Raw genomic sequence first — 21,019 nt, 5'->3', positions numbered from 1 at the left:
ATATGAGTAATAGAGATGGATCGCGAGCACTGCGCAAGAGTCGTACAGGCTATCGGGGAGGAGTCATGGGCTGCTAGCCCGTCATCGACGTCCCGTTTGAATGGCAAGAGAAGACAAGAAAGGGAGCCAATGGCTCCCCGTTTTATTGATGGCGTCATGACCCGCTGAGGATCACTTCAGCTCAATCCAGGCTTCTTGCCAGTGGGACCCGACACCCGGCTCGAACTGGGTGGCGGTGGTGGCCCACTGCACGCAGTAGCCGCTGTAGGGGAAGGGCTTGCACTGATAGACCTTGCCATTCTTCGGCTGCTGCACCTTGGTTCCGGCGGTGTAGGACTTGATGTTGTTCGGGAAGACGAAGTCATATTCGCCGCTGCTCTGCTCCTTGAACATCAGATCCATGGTCTGCTGGATGGTCTCGCCGCCCGCTTTCGGGGTGGCCTTGATCACCAGCTGGTGGTGACCTGCCTTGAGCCCTTCCAGCGCCATGGTGAAGGTGTGGCTGCTGTCCTTGATGTCGGCACTGCTTTCACCCTTGGCCACGCCGCCGTGGTCATAGAGGGTGTTGGATACTGTCAGATCGCCCTGTGCGGTGACGGTGAAATCGAGGGTTGCCTTGCCGTTGTCCAGCACATAGTCGCTGGCCAGACCGCTGACGCTGATACTGTCCACCACCGGCGGTTGCTGCTGTTGCAGGTCAATCTCGACCCGCTTCAGTTTGCTGTCTCGATGCAGATAGACGGGGTTCATACCGTAGACCGGATTGAACTGGCCATCGGCTCCTTGCTGACCGGCGCGGATCAGGCTCTGCTCGGCGTTGATCTTGCTGGCGAGGGCATGGGCCCAGTTGTTCTTCTGGCCCTGTTCGGCAGTGGTGATGGTCAGCACGGTTTGCAGATCGGGGCGCTCGCCGTTGGCATCGAATACCCGGGTCATCGCCTTGTCGCCTGCCGCGAGGTCGATGGAGGGGTAGATGGTGCCGGACTGGCTCCACTCCAGCGGCGGCTGACTACCATCTTTGAACTTGGCATCGATGATGTTGTAGAAGCTGTTGCTGGTGTCGCCCACTTCCCACACGCCGAGGATCAACTGATAACCGGTGCGCTCCGGCAGGATGCAGTTGTGGGTTACCTGCTTGGGCGGCTGCACCATGTTGCCGTCGATGACGCAGAAGGGGGTCAGGTCGAACGAGGCGCGGGTGAGCGGCTGGTTGGGGTTCCAGTCCTGCTTGGTGAGGTAGTAGCGCCAGTTGCGGGTGACGTGGTTTGCGGTGAAGGTCCAGCTGATGGCGAAGGGGCCGGGCTGTACTTCACGTTTGGTCCAGCGGTCGCTGGTCTGGATGTTCAGCTCGCTCCAGCGCGGGCTGCCCGCCGAGGCGATTTGACCATCCTGCGGGCCGCTCTGCGGGAAGCCGGAAGGGCCCTCCACGCTCTGGGGTTCCCACTGCACGCCGCCACACTGGCTGTTGCCGCCGGTTTTGCACAGATAGTTGCGGCTCTCTGGCTGGCTGATGTAGCCATGAGCCAGGGCGCTGCCGCTGGCCAGCAGAGCCAGCACCGCTGCGATGTGATTGAGTTGGATTTTTGCTGCCATACATTCCTCTGTTCGACAGATGTGGGCAGTCAGTTGGCCGGGGAGTTCCCCGATGCACACTTGCGTGTGGCAACCCCGCTATCCTGGACAAAACGTCTGTAGACCGGAGGCTTTGCGTCCCGACCTTTCGGTCAGTTTGCCAAATGACTAGATGGTTAGTGATGGGCCAAATATTCGGCCATCAACATTGTGTACTCCATTGATTAATTATTTGAAGTTAAATGTTTAAATGCACCGTTCAACGGCACATTGCTCATTCTAACTGACTGTTTTTAAATTGTTCTCTTATCTGTGAATGGCGTCGAATGCCGTTGAATATGCCAATAAGATGCATGCTCGCCGCGTGTTTTGCGGCGTAAAAAAACCTGCCAGCTGAGCTGGCAGGCCGGGTGACAAGGCGACACATATTGACGCCATCAATGGCGGGCATGCTGCTCGCCGGAGGGGGGAGACAGGGGCGCCATCATCGGCGCCGCGGCGGACTCCTTACCCAGTTTGAACACCGCAAGCCGCTCATCCAGGCTGCGGGAGAGACCGGCCAGCAACTCGCTCTCCTGCGCCAGTTGCGAGGCGGACTGGGACATCTCCAGCGCCGAGTCGTTGATGCCGCTGACGTTGCGGTTCATATCCTCGGCCACCATGCTCTGCTGCTCGGCGGCGGTCGCGATCTGGGTCGCCATGTCGCTTACATGCTGGATGTGGTTGACGATCAGGGTGAGATCCTGCCCCGCCTGCTGGGACTGGTTGACGCTGCTCTCTGCCAGTTTGCGGCTGGTATCCATGGCGTTGGCGGCGGTGACGGCCCGTTGCTGCAGCTGGGCAATGGTGCTCTGGATCTCTTCGGTGGATTGGCGAGTGCGGCTGGCCAGCTGGCGCACCTCGTCGGCCACCACGGCAAAGCCGCGGCCCTGCTCGCCGGCGCGGGCTGCTTCGATGGCGGCGTTGAGGGCCAGCAGGTTGGTCTGCTCCGAAATGGCGCTGATGACGGCGGTCACTTCGCTGATCTGCATCACTCCCTCTTTGAGCTGGTTGACCTGCTGGGTGGCCTGCTCCACCTCGGTGGCCAGCGCCTTGATGCCGTGCACGCTGGCGTGAACGTCGCGGTTGCCGAGCCCGGCTTCACCGGTCGCTTCCTGGGTATCCCGCGCGGTATTTTCGGCGTGTCCGGCCACATCGGAGATGGTGGCGCTCATCTCGTTCATGGCGGTCGCGAGCTGGGCCAGCTGATCCCGCTGGCTGGTCACCGCCTGATTGGTCTGCTCGGCAGAGGCGGCGATGCGCAGGGCGGCATCCGCCACGTTGCGGGCCCCCTGACTGGCTTCCAGCAGGGCGTGACGGATGGCATCGAGACTCTGGTTGGTACAGTGGGCGACCACTCCCAGCTCATCCTTGCCCTGTACCGGGATGCTCACCACCAGATCCCCCTTGGCGACCCGTTGCATGGCGTTGTTGATCTGGCTGAGGGGGGAGACGATGGAGTGGGTGATGCGCCAGCCCAGCAGCCCCATCAGCAGGATCACGATGGCGGTGGCGGTCCCCATCTTCATGTACTGGGCCCAGATGGTCTGCTGAATATCTTGCAGCAGCATGCCGGAACCGAGGATCCAGCCCCAGGGCTGATAGCCGGATACCATGGAGAGCTTGTCGGCGGTTTCACCCGATGGGCCGACCCACACATATTGCAGAGTGCCCTGTTTGCCCCCTTTGGCGATATCCACCATCTGATACCAGAACTGCCCGGCGGTAGCGGCGCCCCCTTCGCCCATCTTCTGGCCGACCAGTTCGGGGCGGATGGGGTGAACCACCATGGTGCGGTTCTCGTCGATGACGAACAGGTAGTTGTTGCCATCAAAACGGGTGTTGGTCAGCAGCTTGCGCGCCTCCTGCTGAGCCTGCTCTGCTGGCAGGGTGCTGGCCAGAAACTGGATCTGGCTCATGGCCTGCTCCAGTACCGCATTGAGCCGCGCCTCTCGCTCGCTCATCAGATTGCGCTGGAGCGCGTTGGCCGAGATAAGCAGCAGCGAGACAAAACCGACAAACGCCAGTGCGAGCAGCAAGATCAATTTGCGGCTCACGGTGATATCACCGAGCTTGAACATGACTAAACCCTCATTTCCCTGTTGATTTTATGTGGCTCTGTACTGCGGCAGCCAGTTTGTAAAAGTTAACAACTCATTTACTTTCAGTCTCTTGCTGAGCTTTCTCAAATGAGCGTTTTAACATCAGTATAGTCAGCAGACAGCAACCCCCACTTTTTGGTAGCGTGTTGATGCGCATCCCCGCGCAATTTTTGCCAAAGAGTGTGAATGGTTTGGCATTTCTTCAAAAAAAGGAGTGGGCCCCGCTGCGGGTGACCCCATAACAAGAGGGAATTTATGAGTTCCATTGCCAGGAATTACTTCAACCAGCTCAACGCCGACTACCTGCAGGTGCACAGGCGCAAAGAAGATCTCTTCTGGTCCACCTATATGGGTACCAGCGATGATCAGGCCGGTTTCACCACGGCCGAGCAGGCCTACAAGGCCTTTTGTGCCAATCCGGCCCGTCTGCCCGAATTGCGGGAGATGCTGGTGCAGGCCGACGAGGATGATCTCAAGCGCGGTCTGCAAGGCTGGATCGCCTTCTTCGAGTGCAATGTGATTGAAGATCCCGCTGCGGCCGCCCTGATGGATGAGCTGGTAGCTGCCGAGGCGGCGCTGTTCGCCCGCCGCAAGGGGCTGAAACTGACCCTGCTGGATGAGCAGGGCCAGCAGGTCGCAGGCAGCCTGCCTGCCGCCAGTACCTCCCTTGCCGCCAGCCCGAACGAGGCGGTGCGTCAGAGCGCACTCGCCATGTTCCGCACCTTGGAGCAGTGGGTGGTCGGCAACGGTTTTCTCGAGGTGGTGGCGATCCGCAACCGCTTTGCCCGCGCCATGGGCTATCGCGACTACTTCGACTATAAGGTGCGCAAGAACGAGCAGATGAGCCCGGAGCAGCTGTTCGCCATCCTCGACGACTTTATTGCCCGCACCGACGCTCGGTTGCAGCAGAGCCTGGCCGAGCTGAAGGCCGCCAAGGGCGAGGCGGCCCTGCTGCCTCACAACCTGCGTTACAGCGTGAGCGGCGACGTGACCCGTCAGCTCGATCCTTACGTGCCCTTCTCGCGGGCGCTGCGAGATTGGGTCGAGAGCTTCCGTCGGCTCGGCATCCAGTATCGCGGGGCGACCCTGACCCTGGATTTGCTGACACGGGAGGGGAAGTATGAGAACGGCTTCTGCCACGGCCCGGTTCCGAGCTTCTTCCAGCAAGGGGATTGGGTGCCTGCGGTGGTCAATTTCACCAGCCTGGCCGATCCGGCGCAGGTGGGCAGCGGCTGGAGTGGCCTCAACACCCTGTTCCACGAGGGGGGGCACGCCGCGCATTTTGCCAATGTCACCGGCAACGCCCCCTGCTTCTCCCAGGAGTTCCCGCCAACTTCCATGGCTTATGCCGAGACCCAGTCGATGTTCTGCGACAGCCTGCTGGACGATGCCGACTGGCTCAAACGTTACGCTAGAAATGCGGCAGGAGAGGCTGTTCCCGACGCCCTCATCAAGGAGATGATCGAAGCGCGTCAGCCGTTTCGCGCTTTTAACGAACGCCAGATCGCGCTGGTGGCCTACTTCGAGCGGGATCTCTACGCCATGGGTGAGGCCGAGCGCCCCCCCGAGGCTGTGCTGGCACTGGCCCGCAAGTGGGAGCGCAAGATCCTCGGGGTCGAGAGCCCGCGCCCGTTGCTGGCCATTCCGCACCTCCTTAATCAGGAGTCGGCCTGCGCCTATCACGGCTACCTGCTGGCGCTGATGGCGGTGGAGCAGACTCGCGCTTATTTCCTCAAGCGTGATGGCTACCTTACCGACAACCCGCGCATCGGGCCGGATCTGGCTGCCCACTACTGGGGGCCGGGCAACGGCATGACTCACGATGAGACATTGCGCAGCCTGACCGGTGAAGGCTTCAGTGCCGTGCCGCTGGCCGAGGCGTGCAACCTGAGCGCCGCCGAAGCGTGGCAACAGGCGCAAGCCTGCATGGCCGCCACGCAGCAGCGCCCCGCGGCGGGTGAGGGAAGCCCGCTCGACGCCCATATCCGGGTGGTACACGGCGCCGAGCTTATCGCCGACAACAGCGAGTCGGAAACCCGCATGCTGGCCGATTTCGAGGCGTGGATCCTGAGCCACAGCGCACGAGCCTCTGTTGCGTAAGCTGGAATGCTCCCGGTTTTTGAGCCGGGGGCACTCTTGGCGTGGTTCTGATGTCTGTTCGCGACTATGGCTGGTGCAGTTGTAGAAATGTTGGCGACACAGACTGTCGCATAATGCTTTTGGTATGCGGATTTCAGATTAAATATGTATTCATATGAATAGGCTCGTGCAGAGCAGGTCATAAGCTCATGGAACCTTATCGCCTCGGGTTTTTGTTTATTTTGTTAATAGTGTTTTCTGTAGTTATCTTTGTGCATAAAGATTGTTCTATTCACCCGCTTGAGAACCATTCCCATCTGCCTGTGTTGACTAAATTGTCCACAGCTGCAGAATCGCCCTCCTTGCCACCCCCGATGTGAATCGGGTTCGGAAAGCCTCAGATCTCCGCCCGGAGATGGCTGGGCCGCACATAGGAAAGGTGCTGGCCCACTGCCCGCCTTTCACCCTCGAAATCAGCACACAAGTCAGGAAGCCCTCTTGCTCGTCAGGCAGGAGCGGACGGGTGTGTATATCCGCATGGCCGTGCAGGGACGATACGACCAGCGTTTGTTATGGGTGGTATGTTGCGAATGAATCGCATCTTTTTGATGTTGGCGCTGCTGCCCCTGCTGGTGTGCGCCAGTGAGGTGGACAGAGTGCGTGAAGCCTGGGTGATCAAGGCCCGGGCGGGAGAGCTGGATGCGGCAGCGCACGGGCTGGATGCGCTCTATCGACAAAGTGGTGATGGCAAGGTGCTCGATGACCTGATTGCCGTGCAGCTGTGGCGGGGTGATCGCAAGGGGGCGCAGGCCGCCTGTGAGCCGTGCGAGCTCAGCCCCATCAGCAACAGTACGCTGGAAGGGGTGGCCCGTGCCGCCCGCGACGAGAAGCGCTATTCCGAGGCGATCAGCTATTACCGCATCCTGCAGGGACGCGATCCTGCCAACCGCAATGGCTGGCTCGGACTGTTTCTCACCGCCAGTGATCAGGGCAACCGCGAGCTGGCCCGCCACGCTGCGGGTGAATATGAGGCCAACTTTGGCCGCGATCAGGCGATCCTCGAAGCCCGCATCTATGCCGCCCGCCAAGGTGAAGATCCCATGGGTGAGCTGCTGGCCCGTCAGCAGTGGCTGGAGCTGGAGCCGGATAATCCCGAGCAGGTGTTGGCGCTCTATCGGGTAGCGGTGAGCCTGGGGGCAGGCCCTGCGGCTGCAGACCTGATGGGCCGTTACCCCAAGCTGTTCAAACCGGTCGACCGGCTCTGGCTCGACTACTACCAGGCGGTCAATCTGCTGCGGATCTCGGCCCAGACCGAGGATCCGGCGCTGGCCCGCCGCTCCCTTACCCGCACGCTGGCGCTGCAAGAGCGGATCCTGGCCCGCGCCCCCCACGATCATGTGCTCTATATCAGTGCCCGTCGCGATGTAGTGGTGACGCTGGTAGCCCTTGGCGATTTTGCCCGGGCCGAACGGGAGTCCGCTACGCTGCAGGCCGAAGGGCCGCTACCCGACTATGTGCTGGAGGCGCGCGCCGATGCACTGGCCGGGCTGGGGCGGGTGGATGAGGCCTCCGTGATATACCAGCAGCTGGCGACCCCGGCACGGGCCAAAGACAAGCGCCTGCTGGAGAAGCGCTTCTACGCCTATTCGGATGGCGAGCGCTATGGTGCGGCACAGGGTCTGCTGGCCGGTTGGCAGGAGCCACCGACTCGCTGGGATTTCACCGGCAACATGCGGATGGCCAATGACGACTACGAGAAGGTATTGCAGCTGAAAACCTTGCTGCAGGCCTGGCGTGGTGAGGCGGGTGCGGCAGAGCAGCAGCTGGAAGGGTGGCTGAAGAGTGCGCCTGCCAATCCCTGGCTCTGGCTGCAACTGGGGGATATTCGCCGCTGGCGGGGTCATCCCGACGGGGCCGAGCAGGCGTATCGGCAGGCCGTGCGCTGGCTGCCAGCAGGACGCACCGTGCTGGCCGAGCCGGGTCGCCTCAACGCCCGGCTCGACAAGGGGGACTGGCAGGGCACGCCGCAGGCCGTGCGCACCCTTGGCAACCTGACCCGGGATCGTCAGGAGTTGCAGCAGCGGCTGACTCTGGAGCAGGCGCCACAATTTGTTACCGACCTGACCCATGGCCGCAACGAAGGGGGCTCGGTGCAGGCCAGCCGTGACTGGAGTTACGACAGCCGCCTCTACAGCGCTCGCACTGATGGCGGTGATCGGCTGTTTGTCCGTCGTCAGGGCAGCTTTGGCGAGTTCGACCAGCAGCCCGAGCGCGCCGCCTATACCGGGCTGGGGGCCGAGATCTTTTTCTACCCGCTGCAACTGACGTTGGAGGGGGGCTCGGGCAGCGAGCTCAACCACAAAGGCTATCTCTGGAGTCGCCTCGATTGGCGGCTGGATGATCACTGGACATTGGGTGCAGCCATCAATCTCAACAGTGCCGACACCCCGCTGCGGGCATTGGCGCGCGGCAACTACGCCGATCAATACCAGCTCGATCTGGGCTGGCGTCAGGATGAGACCCGCGAGGGGGCACTGCGACTGGAGCAGATGGATATCAGCGATGGCAACCGGCGGCTGACGGCCTCCGGCTGGCTGCGTCAGGATCTCTGGCGCCGGGATCGCTGGTGGTTCGATACCACCTTGCGTGGTGCCACCTCCCGCAACGAGGCGGTGGAGGTCGACTACTTCAACCCCCTGCAGGATCGCAATCTGGAGTTGGAGCTGGCGGGGCGCTATCGACTGCCGCTGGACGGGCGTCGCTCTTTGCTGCAGAGCCTGACCATGAGTGGCAATCACTACTGGCAGCAGGGCTATGGCGGCGATCAGGGGTGGCAGCTCAGCTATCGCCATGACTGGATCCTCTCTCCCGCTCTCAGCCTGGGCTATGGCCTGGGCCGCCGTCAGGCCATCTATGACGGCAACCCCGAGTTCGGAAATTTCATCTTCGCCAATCTGCAATGGAGTTTCATGTGATGAAACGCTGGCTTGCTCCTTTCGTTTTGCTGCTTGCACTGCTGCCTTCGCTGACGCAGGCGGCCCGGCAACCCGATGACTACGTGGTGCTCTGCTACCACGATATCGTCGATCTGAAATTGACCCCCAACCTCAAGCTCTATCCCCAGACCATCCGGCGCGACACCCTGATCCGCCACTTCAACTGGATCAAACAGCAGGGCTATCACCCGGTCAGCTTCCAGCAGATCCTGGATGCCAAAGCGGGCAAGGCACCGCTGCCGGAGAAGGCGATCCTGCTCAGCTTCGATGACGGCTACGAGAGCTTCTACCGGCTGGTCTATCCGCTGCTCAAGCTCTACAACTATCCGGCGGTTTTTGCGCTGGTGGGCAGCTGGCTGGATGTGACTGATGACAAGATGGTCCCCTACGGCAATGACAAACTGCCGCGCAGCTACTTCGTCGGCTGGCCGCAGATCCGCGAGATGCAGGACTCCGGACTGGTGGAGCTGGCCTCCCACACTTTCACCTCCCACTACGGGTTGCTTGCCAACCCGCAGGGCAACGTGCAGCCGGCGGTGACCACCGCAGGCTGGAGCCAGAATGGCTATGAGAGCATGGCCGACTATCGGGCCCGGATAAAAGCGGACTTCGACGCATCGGCCAGCCAGCTCAGGGAGCAGACCGGTCGGGCACCACGGATCCTGGTCTGGCCCTACGGCGCCTTCAACCAGACTGCGCTGGATCTGGCCCGTGCGGCGGGGATGCCCTACACCTTCACCCTGGCGGAAGGGCTCAACAAGCTGAGTGACTCGGGCAGCACGGTGCGCCGCTATCTGCTGGAGGAGGACACCAGCCTCGAAACCCTGGACGAGATCATGGGGGGCAATACCTGGGAGCGGCAGGTGGAGCGGTTGGTGCACGTGGATCTGGACTATGTCTACGACAAGGATCCGCAGCAGATGAACAAGAACATCGACATGCTGCTGGACCGGATCAAGGGTTACGGCATCACCACCGTCTATCTGCAGGCCTATGCCGATGACAACGGCGACGGGGTAGCGGAGGCGCTCTATTTCCCCAACCGCCATATGCCGGTCAAGGCGGATCTCTTCAACCGGGTGTCCTGGCAGCTCAAGACCCGGGCCGGGGTCAAGGTGTTCGCCTGGATGCCGGTGATGGCCTACGACATGGGGCCGAACCATGCCTATGTCACCGACAGCCGTACCGGTGCTCCGGCCAAGGGGCAGTATCTGCGCCTTTCGCCCTGGGATCCTGCCAGCCGTCAGCTGCTGCTGGATATCTACGAGGATCTCGGTTTTTACACCAAGTTCGATGGCCTGCTGTTCCATGACGATGCGTTCCTCAGCGATTACGAGGGGCCGATGCCGCTGGCTCGCACCCCGGATGCACTGCAGGCGCAGGGGGAGCAGAAGACCGATCTGCTGATCGATTTCACCATGGCGCTGCGCGATGCCGCTGCCCGTTACCGTCAGGGGGGATCCGACGGCCTCAAGACTGCCCGCAACATCTATGCGGCGCTGGTGACCGAGCCGCAATCCCAACAGTGGTTTGCCCAGAGCATGGCGGCGTTTGCCAAGGCCTATGACTACACCGCCGTGATGGCGATGCCCTATATGGAGCAGGCAGAAAACCCCGATGAGTGGCTGGCCAGGCTGGCGGAGGATTCACTGGCACAGGTGCCGGCCAATCGGCTGGTGTTCGAGCTGCAGAGCCGCAACTGGCGCACCGACCAGCCCATCCCCGATGCCGAGCTGGTGCGCTGGATGGAGATCATCCAGCGCAAGGGGGTGACCAACTTTGGCTACTACCCGGATGATTTTCACAACAACCAGCCGGATCCGGCCGTGCTCAAGCCGGTCTTCTCGGTGCAGACCCAGCCTCAGCCGACCCAGCGGCCGGTGACGCCGGTCGCAGTCAGTGCAGCTAAAGCTACCCCAGGGGAGGCGATGCGGTGAAGGAGCTTCTGGAAGGGATAGCCATCTTTACGTTGGCCTATCCCAGTCTGATGGCCATGGTGTGGGTCTGTGGCGGTCTCTATTACTACTTCCAGTGGGAGCGGCGGGATATCGCGCTGGCCAAGCGGGGGCTGGAGCTCCCCTATTACCCCAGGGTGACCCTGATGGTGCCTTGCTACAACGAGGGGGCCAATGTCGAGGAGACCATCGGCCACCTGCTGCGCCAGCGCTATCCCGATTTTGAGGTGCTGGCCATCAACGATGGCAGCAAGGACGACACAGGTGCGCGGCTGGATCTGCTGGCGCAGCAGGATCCGCGCCTGACCGTGCTCCACCAGCACAATCAGGGCAAGGCGATGGCGCTCAACAACGGGTTGACCGTGGCCAGCGGGGAGATCCTGGTCGGCATCGACGGGGATGCGGTGCTCGACTATGACGCGGTGCGCTGGATGGTGAAGCACTTCATCGAGAGCCCGAGGGTCGGGGCGGTCACCGGCAATCCGCGGGTACGCACCCGCTCCACCATCATCGGCAAGATCCAGACCGGCGAGTTTAGCTCCATCATCGGCCTCATCAAGCGGGCCCAGCGGATCTACGGTACCGTCTTCACCGTCTCCGGGGTGGTGGTGGCCTTTCGCAAGTTGGCGGTCGAGGCGGTTGGCGGCTGGAGCAATGACATGGTGACCGAGGACATCGACATCAGCTGGAAGCTGCAGCTGGCCGGCTGGCTCATCCACTATCAGCCCCAGGCGCTCTGCTGGGTGCTGATGCCGGAGACGGTACGCGGTCTCTACAAGCAGCGGTTGCGCTGGGCACAGGGGGGCGCCGAGGTGTTTCTGCGCTACGGGTTGCAGGCGATGCGCTGGCGCAACCGCCGCTTCTGGTTGCTGCTGCTGGAGTATCTCTCCAGCGTGGCCTGGTGCTACAGCATGTTGCTGCTGGCACTGATCTGGCTGATTGAGCCTGACGTGAGGGGACTGGCGGTGGGTCATCTGTTCCAGTGGACCGGGGTGATGATGACCGCGATTTGTCTGGTGCAGTTCGGGGTCAGCATCTTTATCGACAACCACTACGACAAGAGCATGGCCCGCAGCTTTATATGGTGCGTCTGGTATCCGCTCATCTACTGGCTGCTCAATCTGGTGACCGTGGTGGTGGCGGTGCCCAAGGCGATCCTGCGTCGTCGTGGCCAGCTGGCGGTGTGGGAGAGTCCTGACAGGGGGGAGTCGTTCCGTGACAAAACATAAGCTGGCGAAGGAGATGATCATCAGCAACGGTGCCCGGCGCAGCTGGAAGTATCGGCTGCGGGATCTGCTGATCCTGCTGGTGACCTGGGTCGGCTGGATTTTTCTGGCCCTGCAACCCTGGCTCAACTATCTGGAGGCGGAGGAGGATGAGAGCTTTATCGGCTCGCTGGATGCCATCGAAGTGGGACAACTGTTTCTTGCCCTGCTGTTCGGCATCTTCCTGCTGATCCACTCCTGGGCAAAATACAACAGGCTGCTGCACCGGTTGGTGGGCAAGCGAACGGCCTCAAAAGCGCCGTAATCATGAGGGGCCGGTCGGCCCCTCACTTTTTATCACCGATCAAGCACTGCGAAGCGGGCGGGGTACCCGGAGCGTTTTTTCCGGGCCGGTTTGCCATCGTGATGTCGCCGACACTCCCAAAACCAGTCGTTTTGCCCCCCCTTTTTCATTCATCAATAACTTTATTTCCGCAATGCTCGCAGATGGCATGTCGTTCAAAGCGATCCATGTTGGCCAGAAAGGGGCCGGCGGCCCAGCCGGTAATGAAGTCTTTGATAAATGCTGTGCGTTTTTGCTCCGGTTTCGGCTGTTTGCCAAAGGATTTGTCGACCAGCACCACGACATGGTTGGTCTCGCGCTGACAACTCGGGCAGACGCGTTGTTCAGTGGATGAAAGCAAGGGGGATCTCCTTGTGCAGAAGAGTGGGCAGCAGGTTTTCCGCCGCAGATATGTAACATCCCCATTTGATTCCTTTTGCTGGCGGATCGTCAATCACAGCGGAGGCGAATTGTGCGCCATCACCTATGAAGAGGGGCGAGCCAACAAGGGTGATCACGAGGGGCCAGTCGGCCCCTCTTTTGTTTCCGTTTGTCACACATTGCCACACAAGCTTCCCCCTCTGGCAAAGTCTTGTGACCGGACGGGTGTGTAATGGTGCCATCAGCAGGGAGATGAGGCCCTGCCGCGATGGAACCAGGGAGCATGTTATGACGAGTAAACGGGTGTGGTGGCTGTTGCCACTGCTGGCGGTCGGGGTCTGGTGGCTCGGGTATGCGGGGGATGCCAACGGGGTGTGGCCCTGGCGCCACGAGATGTTGCTGCTGACGGGCCTGCTGGGGATGGCCTATATGGCCATTTCGCTGCTGCTGGCGTTGCGTCTGCCGCAGCTGGAGGTGTGGTGTGGCGGTCTGGACCGGATGTTGCGATTGCACCGCCAGACGGCCATCGGCGGCGCATTGGCACTGACTGTTCACTGGTTGCTGGTGGAGGCGCCCAAGTGGGCGGTCTCGGCGGGTTGGCTGAGCCGTCCCGCCCGGCGTGGGGCCAGCGCGGCCGCAGCTGGTGCAGGAGCAGGTAATGGCATCTCGCTCCATGCCCTTGGCAATACCCTGGGGGAGTGGAGTTTCTATCTGCTGATCGCGCTGGTGGTGGTGAGCTTGCTGGCGCTGGTGAGTTATGGCCGCTTTCGGCTGATCCATCGGTTGGCGCCGCTCATCTATCTGGCGGGTTGGGGCCACGGGCTCTGCCTGCTGCCTCAGGTGGGGGCCATGACGCCGGTTGGGGTAGCGATCTGGTTGATCGGCGGGATCGGTGCTATCGGGGCCCTCTACTCTCTGTTGGGACAAGTGGGAGCACGGGATCGCCATCCGGGCCGGATCATTGCGGTGCGGACGCTGGCGGATCACACCTGCGAGCTGACCATGCAGCTGGAGCAGCCGCTCGCCCATTACCGCCCGGGTCAGTTTGCCTTCTTCGAGTTTGACGCCAAGGAGGGGCCGCATCCCTTTACCCTGGTGCGGGTGTCGGCGGATCGGCGCCAGCTGGTGATCGCGGTGCGGGCGCTCGGGGATCATACTCGTCAGCTGGTGGCAGAGGCGCGCGCCGGGGATGGGGTGGTGGTGACCGGCCCCTATGGCGCCTTTGTCGCCCCGCAAGGGGGAGGTAGAGCCCTTTGGCTGGGGGCTGGGATCGGTATCACGCCGTTTGTGGCCTGGTTGGAGGGGCTGGCGGCCCGTGGGGAGCGCGGCGAGGAGATCACCCTGATCCAGTGTGCGCCGGATCTGGCAGGCGCCGTCTACCACCGGCGGTTGGCCGAGCTCTGTCATCGCACCGGCGTGCGCTATCAGCTGCATCTGGACAAGGCGGCCGGGCGACTGGATCTTGCCCGCATTGCGCAGGATGCCCCCGAGCAGGTGTGGTTTTGCGGGCCGGAGGGGATGGCAGATGCCCTGACCCGGCTGTTGCCGGACGGGCATCTGCATCGCGAGCTGTTTCGCTTTCGTTGAGCTCGATGGGGGCCGTTATTTGGCGCTGGCTGACAACTGCTTGAGGGCGGCTTGTACTGCCGCCTCCAGTTGCGGGTCGCGCCCAGCCACCATGTCGGCGGGGGTGAGGGGCACCTGCAGGTCCGGGATCAGCTCCTGATTCTCGTAGAAGGTGCCGTCCGGTTTGCGCAGCCCCAGGGTCGGAATGCCGTAGGAGAGCCCCGGAATCAGCCTAGAGTCGTGGCTGTAGACCATGGTGCCGGTGCCGGGCACCGGATCGCCGACGATGGGGCCGACCTTGAGGGCACGGTAGTACTCGGGGAAGGCGGAACCTTCCGAGTAGCTGGCGGCGTTGACCAGCACCACCGAGGGCTTGGTCCACTGGCGAGTGGCGGCGTCGGTTTCACCCTTGCCCTGACGGGGCCAACTGCTGGCCATCCCCTTGGTGCTGCCGCTGCCGGTCAAAAACTCCACCAGGGTATTGGCGAGATAGCCGCCGCTGTTGAAGCGGACATCGACGATCAGCGCATCGCGATTGCGCTGTCTGCCGAGGGCATCCGCCACCACCGCATCGTAGACCTCGCTATTCATCGCCGGCAGATAGACGTAGCCGACTCGTCCTCCGCTCAGCCTGGCCACCAGCTCCCGCCGTTTCTCAATCCAGCGATCCTGTTGCAGCTGGTACTCCTGCTGTTTGTCGATGGCGGTGAGCACCACCTCATCAGTTTGCTTGTTGCCCTCCTGCTGGAAGGTGAGGGCGAGCCGGGCGCCAGCCTGATGGTTGAGGGCCCGATCCAGCTCGGCCAGATTGGCAATCGGGACGCCGTTGATGGCGAGCAGGCGGGCGCCCGGGGCGATATCGCTCTCCTGATCCAGAGGGCCGCCAGAGAGCAGGGCGGTGAGCATCACCCCCTGCTCGCCATCCTGCCAGTAGCCGCCCAGGCTGGCGGTCTCGTCCGCCATGCGCGGGAAGGGGGCGGGGCCGCTGCCCCAGGTGTGGGAGACATTGAGCTCGCCAGCCAGCTCCGCCAGCAGGTTGCCAAAGTCCCGCGGGTTGCCGATGCCCGGCAGCAGGCGGCGGTAAGCGGCGACATAGCTATCCCAGTTCACCCCGTTCATATCGTCCAGATAGAATTCGTCCCGGGTGAGCCGGGCGATCTGATCGAAGGCGGCGGTCATGCGTTCCTGCCAGAGGCTGGTGGGCTGCAAGGCGAAGGGGGCGCTGGTGGCCTCGCCGGAGTCGAGGTGGATCCGGGTGATCTCCCCATCCCGCACCAGGGTAGCCAGGGTGCCCTGCTGGTTGAGGCTTGCCAGCGCTGGGCCGGGCTGCTCGCCAAACAGTTCGCTGGTTTTGCCTTTGCGCAGATCCTGGCTGTAGCCCTTGATCTCGCTCTCGCTGTTGACCCCCATCTCCTCCACCAGATAGATCAGCTGGTCGCCGATGATGCGGCTGGCGAGCAGGGTACCGGTGGGTTGCAGCAGCAGCGCTTCTCGATGGTTGAGACGATCGCTCTCAAAGCCGTATCCCCCTTTCGGCGGCTCCAGTTCGGCAATCGCATCGGCTCTGGCGGCGCGGCTGCTGTAAATGCCGAGCAGGTTGGTGACGAGGGGCTCGCCATCGGGCCCCAGTGCGCCAAACCGGGTCGATTGCCAGTAGAGAATGGCGCCATCCTGACTCCAGCCCGGTTGCCCATCCTGATAGCCGTTGAGGCTGACATTGACCGGTTTGGCCTTGGGATTGGCCGTATCGATCACCGCGATCTCCTGCTCTGCCGCATCGGGGCGGAAGGTGAGCGCCAGATGGCGGGAGTCGGGGGCAAAGGCGAGATGCACCTCGTGGCGCGACGGGTTGAAGCTGGCAGGCACCAGCTCCCGCTGCTTGTTGCTCGCCAGATCCAGCAGGTGGATGGCCTGGCCATCCACCACGAAGGCGAGCTGCTTGCCGTCGGGGGAGAGCACCGGACGGCTGATCCCCTTGTCGGGAATCGCCAGCAGCAGACTCTCGGTCAGGGTGCCGGGATCGCTGAACAGCAGATCAGGGTCCCCCTTGCGCAGACGATAGAGGGCGGCGTGCCCCTGCTGCTCCGACAGATAGATGAGGGCGCGCCCCTGCTCGGCAAAGAGAGGGCTGGATTGCTCGCTCGGGTCACGAGTCAGCTGGCGCACCCGCTCCCGCTCGGGGTCAACGGCAAACAGGTTGCCCTCGCTCACCAGGATCAGCTCGCCCGCCCCTTCGCTGACCAGCGCTTCGTCTGCCAGGGTCAGGGCCTCGCTCGCCTCATCCGGCGTGCTCGCCACTTGCGGTGTGATGGTCAGCTTGCGTGGCTCGCTGCTACCGGCATCGAGGCGATAGAGCTCGCCCAGCCATGACCAGACCAGATCGCCACTGCGAGAGGCGCTGAGCCCCCGTACCGGATGGTCCTGATAGTGGGTCAGCTGTTGCTCCTTGCCGCTGGCAAGATCCCGGCGCCAGACGTTGAAATCGCCGCTGCGCTCGCTCAGGTAAAAGAGGGTATCTCCCTTGTCGCTCCAGACCGGATCGGTGGCCGCCACCCGATCTTCGGTCAGCTGCTTGTGCTGCTTGCCATCAAACAGCCAGAGACGGGGGACCGCGAACGAGTGCTGATGCTTGCGAAAGGGTTGATCCGCCGCGGGCATCTGGTAGACGAGCCGCTCCCCGTGGGGGCGGGCCAGGGTCGCTGGCAGCGGCAGATCGGCCTGCAAGGTGCCGCCGGTGATCGGGGTCCAGTAGAGCTCGCCCCATTGGTAGCCTTCCGCGACAAAATGGTCGGCATCGGGTGCCCCCAGGCGCTGGCTGCTCAGCAGCAGTCGTTTGCCATCGGCGCTGAAGGCTTGTGGCAGGTCGGTGCGTGAATCACGAGTGAGGCGCACCATCTCGCCGCCGTTGGCGGGTACCACGAACACATCTTCGTTGCCGTAGAGATTGGCGGCAAAGGCGAGCTGTTTGCCATCCGGCGACCAGATTGGCCGCTGGCTCAGGTAGTCGCTGCCGGTGAGCGCTGTAGCGGGGCCACCCTCGGCACTGGCGACAAAAATGCGCCCCTGCCAGGTGAAGGCAAGCTGCTTGCCATCGGGGGAGAGGGCGGGCTCGCGCAGCCAGAGTGCATCGGCGGCGACACTGGCGGGCAGCCAGAGCAGAAGTGGCGAGAACAGCAGGGTGGCGAGGCGGCACGAAGAGCGCATGGCATGATCCTGTCGGGGAGTGGAGTGTTATCTTCGCCGATCATTGCCCCGGGTGCCAGCGCGATAATTTTTGGTATCTTGTTGTTTTAACTGTTAATTACCAATACCAAATGACGGCGTTCAAGGAAGATGGCCTGGCTGCGGCAAGATATGTTTTGCCGAGCATATTGAGTATTGATGGCGATCCAATATCATGGCGCTCGCTCGCCGCTCGGCGGGCATCGTTCAGATGATCTGGTAACAAGAAAAGCCCGCACCAGAGGCTTGTCGAGGGATGGAATGAGAGCCGTATTACTGTGTTTGTTGGGGCTTTGGCCCGCATTGAGTTTTGCCTTGACCGAAAAAGCCGATTTGGTGGTGGTCAAGAAGTCGACCTATAGCCTGACCCTGATGAAGGATGGCAAAGAACTGAAGCGCTACTGGATTGCTCTGGGCCCGGCGCCCAAGGGGCACAAGCAGCAGGAAGGGGATCAGCGTACGCCGGAAGGGCGCTACACCCTCGACTACAAGAAGACCAATTCCGGCTACTACAAAGCCATCCATATCAACTATCCGAACCTGGATGACATCAAGCGCGCCAATGAGCTGGGTGTTCGTCCGGGTGGCATGATCATGATCCACGGCCAGCGCAACAGCATTGGCAACCGCAGGGTTCAGCCTTCCAACTGGACCAATGGCTGCATCGCCATGCTCAATCACGAGCTGGATGAGGTGTGGGACGCCGTTGACCCGGGTACGCCCATCGTCATCGAGCCCTGATCCCCTTGTGCACGCCCGCGACTCCGCGGGCGTTTTATTTCCCGCCAGTGATGACGTGACGGCGCTTGCCGTCCCGTGCTAGTTTTTTCGGCTCGCTTTGGCTGTGACAAGGAAGATCACATGATGTCAGTAACGAGCGTGCCCGAGCGAACGGGGATGCTCTGGTGGCGTGCCACACTGGATATGCTCCCGCTCTCCATTTCGGTGATCCCCTGGGGGATCCTGTGTGGCGCTTTGGCGTTGCAGGCAGGGCTGAGTCCGCTTCAGGCTCAGCTGATGTCGTTGCTGGTCTACGCCGGAGCCGCCCAGCTCTCGGCCACGACCCTGTTCGGGGCGGGCACGCCCCTGCTGCCCATCATGAGCTCCACCATGGTGATCACTTCCCAGCATCTGCTATACGGCTTCACCTTCCGCCGTGACGTATTGCCGCTCTCCCTGCGCTGGCGGGCCAGCCTTGCTTTTTTCCTGACTGATGAGATGTTCGCTGTGGCGCTGAAAGACCGGGAGCGCAGCGGTCACTTTGATCCGGCCTACGCGCTCATCGCGGGATTCGTCTTCTATCTGTTCTGGAATCTGGCGACCCTGCTCGGCATCGCGGCCGGTCAGTACATCGATGGACTGGACAGCATGGGGCTGGATTTTGCCATCGCGGCCACCTTCATCGCCATGACCATACCCGCCATGAAAAACTTGCCCATGGTGGCGGCCACTCTGGTGAGCGGCGGCACAGCGTTGCTTACCAAGCCGCTGCTGGCGGAGATCCACATCATCGTCTCGGCTCTGGCTGGCATGGTGGTGGGCTATGTGTTGCACCGGATGAGGAGGTAGCGTGAGCTGGCTGATGATTGGCCTGCTGGCCCTGATCACCTTTTTCAACCGCTTCGCCTTCTTTTCTCGGTTGACCCGATATCAGCCGGGTGCCGAGATGGGGGCGTTTCTCGGCTTCTCGGCCCAGTCGGTGCTGACTGCCATCTGGTTGCCCATCGTCTTTAGCTACGAGCCGGGGATAGGTCTTGACTGGGATCCTGACTACCTGACCGCCACCCTGTGGGTGATGCTCTTGACCCTGTTGCGGCTGCCGACTCTGGTTGTGGTGGTGGGTGGAATGGGGGGCTTCTTCCTGCTGCGCTGGCTGGGAGGCATCGCCGAGCTCTTGCCTTGGTGAAGCGCGAGCCGTGATCTTGTGTAATGGATGTCATTATTCGACATCCGTCATGTCATGAATGTCACTTCAAAAAAAGCCTGCAAATGGTGAGGATATGGGCTCTATCCGTGAAGGAGTGTCCCATGTCTTTGATCGAAACCTGTCAGCGCATCGTGCGCGATCCCCATCTCTCCGCCGCCCAGAAGAGCCACGCACTGGCGCTGGCCGCCGAGAATGCGTTGCCCTACCCCGACCTGCCTGCCGCAGTCGCCGAGGCGATGGAGCAGGGATTTATCTGCGACATGTTCGAAGGGCACGCCCCCTACAAGCCGCGTTATGTGCTGCCGGACTATGAAAAATTTCTGACTCAGGGCTCTGCCTGGCTGGAGCTGGCGGCGCCGCAGGATTTCGACGAGGCGCTCAACGCCCTGCGCATCCTCTATCACCATGTCCCCTCCGTCACCGGCATGCCGGTCTGGCTGGGTCGGCTCGACCATCTGCTGCTGCCGTTTGTCGGCGAACTGGATGACGAGACCCTCTATCGCAAGCTGAAGGGGTTCTGGGTCTATCTGGATCGGGTGCTGCCGGACGCCTTCATGCACGTCAACATCGGGCCGGATGACAACCGCATCTGCCGCCTGATCCTGCGCATCGACAACGAGCTCAAGCAGGTGGCGCCGAACCTCACCTTCTTCCACGATCCGGAGCAGACCCCGGACAGCCTGCTGCTGCAGGCGGTGAAGAATATCGCCGAGTGCAGCAAGCCGCACATTGCCAACTACCCGATCCACCGCGATACCTTCGACGATCGTGGTTTTGGTATCGTCAGCTGCTACAACGCCCTGCCGCAGGCCGGTGGCGCCAATACCCTGGTGCGCATCTCCCTCAAGCGGGTCGCCGAGCAGTGTCAGGGGATCGATGACTTCCTCGGCTGCCTGCTGCCCCACTACTGCCGTTTGGCTTCTCAGCTGATCGAAGCGCGGGCCGCTTTCCTCCATGATGAGTCCGGTTTCTTCGACAGCTTCCTGGTGAAAGAGGGGCTGCTGGATGAGGATCGCTTTGTCCCCATGTTTGGCATCTACGGCATGGCGGAAGCGGTCAATATCTTGATGGATAAAGAGAATCTGCCGGATCGCTACGGCCACGGCGAGGAGGCGAACCAGCTTGGCTATCGCATCTCGGCCCAGCTCTCCGCCTATGTGACCACGACCCCGCAGACCCATGCCTGGGGGGGGCGCGCCCTGCTGCACTCGCAAGGTGGCCTCAGCATCGATGTGGCAGTCACCCCCGGGGTACGCATTCCCTACGGGCAGGAGCCGGATCCGGCCAGCCATGTGCTGGCGCTGGCGCCGCACCACACTTATTACCATTCGGGGATCAGCGAGATCCTGACGCTTGATCCCACCATCCGCCAGAACCCGCAGGCGCTGTTGCAGCTCTGCAAAGGGGCGCTCGCTATCGGTATGCGCGAGTTCACCGCCAACGTGGCCGACAGCGATCTGGTGCGGGTGACCGGCTACATGATTCGCAAGAGCGACGTGGCCCGCTTCGCAGAGGAGGGGTCACGCTTGCAGACCACCTGTCTCGGTGCCGAGGCGAGTGAAGTGACCGCCATTCGTCAGCGGGCACCGCGAGTGGTCGCCCACGAATCGACCATCGGCGAGTATTGAGTTC

The 21,019-nt window shown here is 62.1% G+C and carries 14 protein-coding genes and 1 riboswitch; of the genes, 10 read left to right on the top strand and 4 right to left on the bottom strand.

Going from position 1 to position 21,019, the window contains the following annotated elements:
- Positions 1 to 171: 171 nt before the first annotated feature.
- Together gbpA and AB5Y84_RS18305 are read right to left on the bottom strand one after the other, a co-directional pair.
- Positions 172 to 1,593 (bottom strand): N-acetylglucosamine-binding protein GbpA, encoded by a 1,422-nt coding sequence (gene gbpA / locus AB5Y84_RS18310; RefSeq protein ID WP_368177525.1) that lies wholly within the window; start codon positions 1,591 to 1,593, stop codon positions 172 to 174.
- Positions 1,594 to 1,658: 65 nt separating this feature from the next.
- Positions 1,659 to 1,744: riboswitch (cyclic di-GMP riboswitch) on the bottom strand.
- A gap of 265 nt (positions 1,745 to 2,009) precedes the next feature.
- A complete protein-coding gene (locus tag AB5Y84_RS18305) occupies positions 2,010 to 3,692 on the bottom strand; it encodes a methyl-accepting chemotaxis protein (RefSeq protein ID WP_368177524.1) in 1,683 nt (560 codons plus the stop codon).
- A 276-nt stretch (positions 3,693 to 3,968) separates the two neighbouring features.
- On the opposite strand from AB5Y84_RS18305, the gene AB5Y84_RS18300 reads away from it, so the two are divergent.
- The 5 genes from AB5Y84_RS18300 (at position 3,969) to AB5Y84_RS18280 (ending at position 12,273) form a co-directional block, all read left to right on the top strand.
- Positions 3,969 to 5,813 carry a M3 family metallopeptidase gene (locus tag AB5Y84_RS18300; RefSeq protein ID WP_368177523.1) on the top strand — a complete coding sequence of 615 codons (1,845 nt, stop codon included), beginning with the start codon at positions 3,969 to 3,971 and terminating at the stop codon, positions 5,811 to 5,813.
- A 569-nt stretch (positions 5,814 to 6,382) separates the two neighbouring features.
- Positions 6,383 to 8,767 (top strand): poly-beta-1,6 N-acetyl-D-glucosamine export porin PgaA, encoded by a 2,385-nt coding sequence (gene pgaA, locus AB5Y84_RS18295; protein WP_368177522.1) that lies wholly within the window; start codon positions 6,383 to 6,385, stop codon positions 8,765 to 8,767.
- Positions 8,767 to 10,725 (top strand): poly-beta-1,6-N-acetyl-D-glucosamine N-deacetylase PgaB, encoded by a 1,959-nt coding sequence (pgaB, locus tag AB5Y84_RS18290; protein WP_368177521.1) that lies wholly within the window; start codon positions 8,767 to 8,769, stop codon positions 10,723 to 10,725. The genes pgaA and pgaB overlap by 1 nt, the downstream gene beginning before the upstream one ends.
- Positions 10,722 to 11,972, top strand: coding sequence for a poly-beta-1,6-N-acetyl-D-glucosamine synthase (pgaC, locus tag AB5Y84_RS18285; protein WP_368177520.1), 1,251 nt, complete (start codon positions 10,722 to 10,724; stop codon positions 11,970 to 11,972). Before pgaB ends, pgaC begins: the two co-directional genes overlap by 4 nt.
- A complete protein-coding gene (locus AB5Y84_RS18280; protein ID WP_204448547.1) occupies positions 11,959 to 12,273 on the top strand; it encodes a hypothetical protein in 315 nt (104 codons plus the stop codon). Before pgaC ends, AB5Y84_RS18280 begins: the two co-directional genes overlap by 14 nt.
- 145 nt (positions 12,274 to 12,418) lie before the next feature.
- On the opposite strand, the gene AB5Y84_RS18275 is transcribed toward AB5Y84_RS18280, so the two are convergent.
- A complete protein-coding gene (locus AB5Y84_RS18275) occupies positions 12,419 to 12,652 on the bottom strand; it encodes a hypothetical protein (protein WP_368177519.1) in 234 nt (77 codons plus the stop codon).
- A 308-nt stretch (positions 12,653 to 12,960) separates the two neighbouring features.
- On the opposite strand from AB5Y84_RS18275, the gene AB5Y84_RS18270 reads away from it, so the two are divergent.
- The gene (locus tag AB5Y84_RS18270; RefSeq protein ID WP_368177518.1) at positions 12,961 to 14,259 is read left to right on the top strand and encodes a ferric reductase-like transmembrane domain-containing protein; all 1,299 of its coding nucleotides are present in this window, start codon (positions 12,961 to 12,963) and stop codon (positions 14,257 to 14,259) included.
- 15 nt (positions 14,260 to 14,274) lie between these two features.
- Here the strand turns inward: AB5Y84_RS18270 and AB5Y84_RS18265 are convergent, their stop codons facing one another.
- A complete protein-coding gene (locus AB5Y84_RS18265; RefSeq protein WP_368177517.1) occupies positions 14,275 to 17,442 on the bottom strand; it encodes a S41 family peptidase in 3,168 nt (1,055 codons plus the stop codon).
- Positions 17,443 to 17,721: 279 nt separating this feature from the next.
- Here AB5Y84_RS18265 and AB5Y84_RS18260 point away from each other — a divergent pair, with 279 nt between their 5' ends.
- From AB5Y84_RS18260 to AB5Y84_RS18245, 4 genes are all read left to right on the top strand, one after another.
- On the top strand, positions 17,722 to 18,201 hold the full coding sequence (locus tag AB5Y84_RS18260) for a murein L,D-transpeptidase family protein (protein WP_031227763.1): 480 nt from the start codon (positions 17,722 to 17,724) through the stop codon (positions 18,199 to 18,201).
- 120 nt (positions 18,202 to 18,321) lie between these two features.
- Positions 18,322 to 19,029 (top strand): AzlC family ABC transporter permease, encoded by a 708-nt coding sequence (locus AB5Y84_RS18255; protein ID WP_021230918.1) that lies wholly within the window; start codon positions 18,322 to 18,324, stop codon positions 19,027 to 19,029.
- Position 19,030: 1 nt separating this feature from the next.
- On the top strand, positions 19,031 to 19,366 hold the full coding sequence (locus AB5Y84_RS18250; protein ID WP_005340292.1) for an AzlD domain-containing protein: 336 nt from the start codon (positions 19,031 to 19,033) through the stop codon (positions 19,364 to 19,366).
- A gap of 122 nt (positions 19,367 to 19,488) precedes the next feature.
- Positions 19,489 to 21,015 carry a YjjI family glycine radical enzyme gene (locus AB5Y84_RS18245; protein ID WP_368177516.1) on the top strand — a complete coding sequence of 509 codons (1,527 nt, stop codon included), beginning with the start codon at positions 19,489 to 19,491 and terminating at the stop codon, positions 21,013 to 21,015.
- Positions 21,016 to 21,019 lie beyond the last annotated feature (4 nt).

Origin of the sequence: Aeromonas sp. s11 (genome assembly GCF_040907945.1) — a bacterium.
Taxonomy (GTDB): domain Bacteria; phylum Pseudomonadota; class Gammaproteobacteria; order Enterobacterales; family Aeromonadaceae; genus Aeromonas; species Aeromonas veronii.
The sequence above is the reverse complement of the archived record's forward strand: the minus strand, read 5'-3'. Positions and strand labels throughout refer to the sequence as shown.